This window comes from Gordonia sputi NBRC 100414 (assembly GCF_000248055.1).
Classification (GTDB): Bacteria; Actinomycetota; Actinomycetes; order Mycobacteriales; family Mycobacteriaceae; genus Gordonia; species Gordonia sputi.
Genome location: NZ_BAFC01000053.1, coordinates 1 through 4,323 on the forward strand (window position 1 = coordinate 1; position 4,323 = coordinate 4,323).

Here is a 4,323-nt window from a genome sequence, read left to right on the forward strand (position 1 = left end):
CTCGGTGAAGCCGGCGTCACGCACCGCAACGGCTTGCTGCTGAGCGTCGGCGGCGAGCAGTTCCTTCCACCGATCTCGATCGGCGAGGCACACCGACAGTGGACACCCGGCGTCACGCCATGCACGAGCCGACGGCTCGTCGAGAAGCTTGACGGCGAGCATCGCCCCGTGGCCGACCTGCGCTGCGAGCTTGCCGACGGTCATCTCGAGGTCGGGATTCACCCAGAGGCATACGCCCCCGCCCGCAGGCGTCGACGGCAACGACCCGTCGACGTCGGTGCCGCCGATCTGCAGGCGAGAAATACGACGGTCGACGTCGCCGACACGTCCGGGAACGAACGCCCGCGCCTGCGCGTCGCCCTCAGTGGCCGTGACACCCCACACCTCTTGTGCCGCAAGCCAATGCGTCCCTCGTGCACGGCGCGCAATCTTGCGGATGCGCGCATCGCACCACGCCGTCATCGGCTCCGACCACGGGCCGTCCGCGCCGGATCGGTCGTCGAGACAGAGCAAGGCAACCGACCGCGCTGCCGCGGTGAGCAACTCGGTGCGGTCGGGTGGGTCGGACTTCTCGATCCGCAACACCATCTGCATCGCGAGCACGTCGGCGGGGTCGTCGGGATCATCGGCGCCGCCGACATAGTCGACGAGACGTCGATAGGCGTCGTCGAAGGGATCGACGCCGGACTCCGCAGACGTCATGGCAACGGGACGCGCCGCAACGTTCCATCCGCGGCGTCGGCGGCCTCGATCTCATCGCGGGTCACGCCGAGGATGAACAGCACCGCGTCGAGGAACGGGTGGTTGAGCGCGGCGTCGGCGACCTCACGAAGCGCGGGTTTGGCGTTGAAGGCGATCCCGAGGCCCGCGACCGAGAGCATGTCGATGTCGTTGGCTCCGTCGCCGACGGCGATCGTCTGTTCCATCGGCACTCCGACCTGGTCGGCGAACGCCCGCAGCGCCCGCGCTTTACCGGGCCGGTCGATGATTTCTCCGATGACCCGACCTGTCAGGCGGCCGTCGACGACTTCGAGGGTGTTGGCACGGACGAAGTCGAGTTCGAGGTCGTGCGCGAGACCGTCGATCACCTGTCGGAACCCACCGGACACCACACCACAGCGGTATCCGAGGCGGTGCAGCGTGCGGATCGTGGTGCGCGCGCCAGGAGTCAGTTGCAGCGATCCGGCAACCTCGTCGAGGACCCGCGCATCGAGACCCTCGAGCGCCGCGACGCGTTCACGGAGCGATTCGGCGAAGTCGAGTTCGCCACGCATCGCGGCTTCCGTCACCGCGGCGACCTCGGCCTCGCGACCCGCGTGTGCGGCGAGCATCTCGATGACCTCGCCCTGGATGAGCGTCGAGTCGACGTCGAAGACCACAAGCCGCTTGGCGCGGCGTGCGAGTCCGCCCCGCTCGATCGCGATGTCGACCCCGTGCTTGGCCGCCACGCCTGCCAGACCCTTGCGGAGGTCGGCGTCGGCTGCGACGCTGTTGCGTCCACCGACGCTGACCATCAATTCGAGTCCGGTCACCGGGTAGTCGGCGACGCCCCGGATCGAGTCGATGTTCCCGCCCTGGCCTGCCAGCTCGGCTGCGACCGCGCGGAAAGCCTTGGCCGTCACCGGACTGCCGAGCAACACCACCGCGTGAGTCGACGGACGGTGGCCGGCAGGCGTGCCGCCGACCTCGACGATCACGTCCATGCCGATCGACCCCATCGCCTGCTCGACGATGTCCTGAACTTCTTCGGGGTCGGTGCCGACCGAGACCATCACGCCGAGGGTCAGGCGGTCGTTGATGACGACCTGCTCAACGTCGAGCAGGCTCACCTGCTGCGCCGCGAGTGCGCCCATGAGGACCGAGGTGACGCCCGGCTTGTCCGGGCCGGTGACCGTGATCAGGACCGGTGTGGATTGCTCCATCGAGGCGATGTGAGGACCGCGATCAGCGGTCGCGGTCGCCGGATGCCTCGTGGCTGCCGGTGGTCAGCGGATCGCGACGCACATCCTCGGCCACCCTGCTCTCATGCCCGTGGCCGCCACCGACGTGCGCTTCTTCACGCATTCGATCGACCATGTGCGGGTAATGCAGTTCGAACGCAGGACGCTCGGAGCGAATGCGGGGAAGCTCGGTGAAGTTGTGGCGCGGCGGCGGGCAACTGGTCGCCCACTCGAGCGAGTTGCCGAAGCCCCACGGATCGTCGACGGTCACGACCTCGCCGTAGCGGTAGCTCTTGAAGACGTTCCACAGGAACGGCAGCGTCGACAGACCGAGGATGAACGCACCGACCGTCGAGATCTCGTTCAGGCGGGTGAACCCGTCGGACGGGAGGTAGTCGGCGTAGCGACGCGGCATGCCTTCGTTACCCAGCCAGTGCTGCACCAGGAACGTCGTGTGGAAACCGATGAACGTCAGCCAGAAGTGCCACTTGCCGAGTCGCTCGTCGAGCATGCGTCCGGTCATCTTGGGGAACCAGAAGTAGATTCCCGCGTAGGTGGCGAACACGATCGTGCCGAACAACACGTAGTGGAAGTGCGCGACGACGAAGTAGCTGTCGGAGAGGTGGAAGTCCAGCGGCGGGCTGGCCAGCAGAACGCCGGTGAGACCACCGAAGAGGAACGTCACGATGAAGCCAACAGAGAAGAGCATCGGCGTCTCGAACGTGATGTTTCCCTTCCACATCGTGCCTATCCAGTTGAAGAATTTCACACCGGTCGGCACCGCGATCAGGAACGTCATGAAGGAGAAGAACGGCAGCAGAACCGCGCCCGTCACGTACATGTGGTGCGCCCACACAGCCACCGACAGCGCAGCGATAGCCAGCGTTGCGTACACCAGACCGGAGTAACCGAAGATCGGCTTACGGCTGAAGACAGGGAACACCTCGGACACGATGCCGAAGAACGGCAGCGCGATGACGTACACCTCGGGGTGTCCGAAGAACCAGAAGAGGTGCTGCCAGAGGATCACACCACCGTTGGCGGGGTCGTAGAGATGCGCGCCGAATTGTCGATCGACCTCGAGGCCGAGCAGCGCAGCGGTCAGCAGCGGGAAGATCAGCAGGATCAGGACGCTGGTCACCAGGATGTTCCAGGTGAAGATCGGCATGCGGAACATCGTCATGCCGGGGGCACGCAGACAGACGACAGTCGTGACCATGTTGACCGCACCGAGGATGGTGCCGAGACCCGACACACCGAGACCCATGATCCACAGGTCGGCGCCGACGCCGGGCGAGTGCACCGCGTCGGTCAGCGGCGTGTAGGCGGTCCAGCCGAAGTCGGCGGCACCGCCGGGGGTCAGGAAGCCACCGATCGCGACGGTCGACCCGAACACGAACAGCCAGAAGCCGAACGCGTTCAGACGCGGGAACGCGACGTCGGGCGAACCGATCTGCAGCGGAAGGACGAAGTTGGCGAAGCCGATGACGATCGGTGTCGCGTACATCAGGAGCATCACGGTGCCGTGCATCGTGAAGAGCTGGTTGAACTGCTCCGTCGACAGGAACTGCATGCCCGGATGAGCCAACTCGGCGCGCATGAGCAGCGCCATCAGGCCACCGATCAGGAAGAACGCGAAGCAGGCGGTGATGTACATCATGCCGATCAACTTGTGATCGGTCGTGGTGATCAGCTTGTAGATGAAAGAACCCTTGGGCTGATAGCGCGCAGGGTACGGGCGCGCTGGCACAACCTGGGTTGTGGGCTGGTCTACCGCGGTCACAGATCCTCCTCTAACCGACCGTGAGCTCGGGACGGCAACGAACGAAAAACTACCGCTGGCAATGACACACCGAGCGCTGGTTACCGATCGTAGCCCCTTCGCCCCGGCTGGGCCGAGTGGGTCCTACGATCTGTCGTACAAATTCTCCGGTACAGCCGAAAAGGGCATGTCAGTGCCCATATTCGGCCGCCGACACGACGTGTCGCGCGGTCAATTCCAGTCCCTGCAGAGACGTCACGCAAACCTCCACGGTCTGCCACCAAAGACGGCCGCGCGGCGGTGCTAGGTTGATCTGCGTGTCAGGCGGGAAGCAAAGCGCGGTCAGTAGAGGTCGCACGCGCAAGGTCAGCGTCCACCTCGGCGCCCTCGTCATCGCGGGTGCGCTCGCGATGGGCTTGTCGGGATGCTCCGACGACAACACGGCCTTGACCACGCCCGACGGCAAGACCATCAGCACCTCGACGACGCGCATCGCCGACGTCAACGTGGTCTCACCCGACCGCGATTACAGCAAGACCTGCCTCGCTCCGACGGCGTCGGATGAACCCCAGTCGGACGTCGACCGCATCGTGGTCACCGATCCGTCGCTCCTCGACGCGA

At 65.5% G+C, this 4,323-nt stretch carries 4 protein-coding genes; 1 reads left to right on the top strand and 3 read right to left on the bottom strand.

Annotated features, from left to right (window positions below; all coding sequences use genetic code 11):
• The 3 genes from GOSPT_RS08910 to ctaD form a co-directional block, all read right to left on the bottom strand.
• Window positions 1-702, bottom strand: a 702-nt coding sequence (locus tag GOSPT_RS08910) for a peptidyl-tRNA hydrolase (RefSeq protein ID WP_005205341.1), incomplete at its 3' end; no start/stop codon positions are given.
• Entirely contained in the window at window positions 699-1,922 is a 1,224-nt protein-coding gene (gene serB, locus GOSPT_RS08915) for a phosphoserine phosphatase SerB (RefSeq protein WP_005205343.1), read from the bottom strand. The genes GOSPT_RS08910 and serB, both read right to left, overlap by 4 nt.
• A gap of 22 nt (window positions 1,923-1,944) precedes the next feature.
• Window positions 1,945-3,723, bottom strand: a complete 1,779-nt coding sequence (ctaD, locus tag GOSPT_RS08920; RefSeq protein WP_005205346.1) for an aa3-type cytochrome oxidase subunit I — start codon at window positions 3,721-3,723, stop codon at window positions 1,945-1,947.
• A gap of 296 nt (window positions 3,724-4,019) precedes the next feature.
• Between ctaD and GOSPT_RS08925 the strand changes: the two genes are divergently transcribed.
• Window positions 4,020-4,323, top strand: a 304-nt coding sequence (locus tag GOSPT_RS08925) for a hypothetical protein (protein ID WP_039855350.1), incomplete at its 3' end; no start/stop codon positions are given.

Coding starts and splice junctions, on each gene's coding strand:
- serB (WP_005205343.1), bottom strand. CDS start 1,922: ATGGAGCAATCCACACCGGTCCTGATCACGGTCACCGGCCCGGACAAG.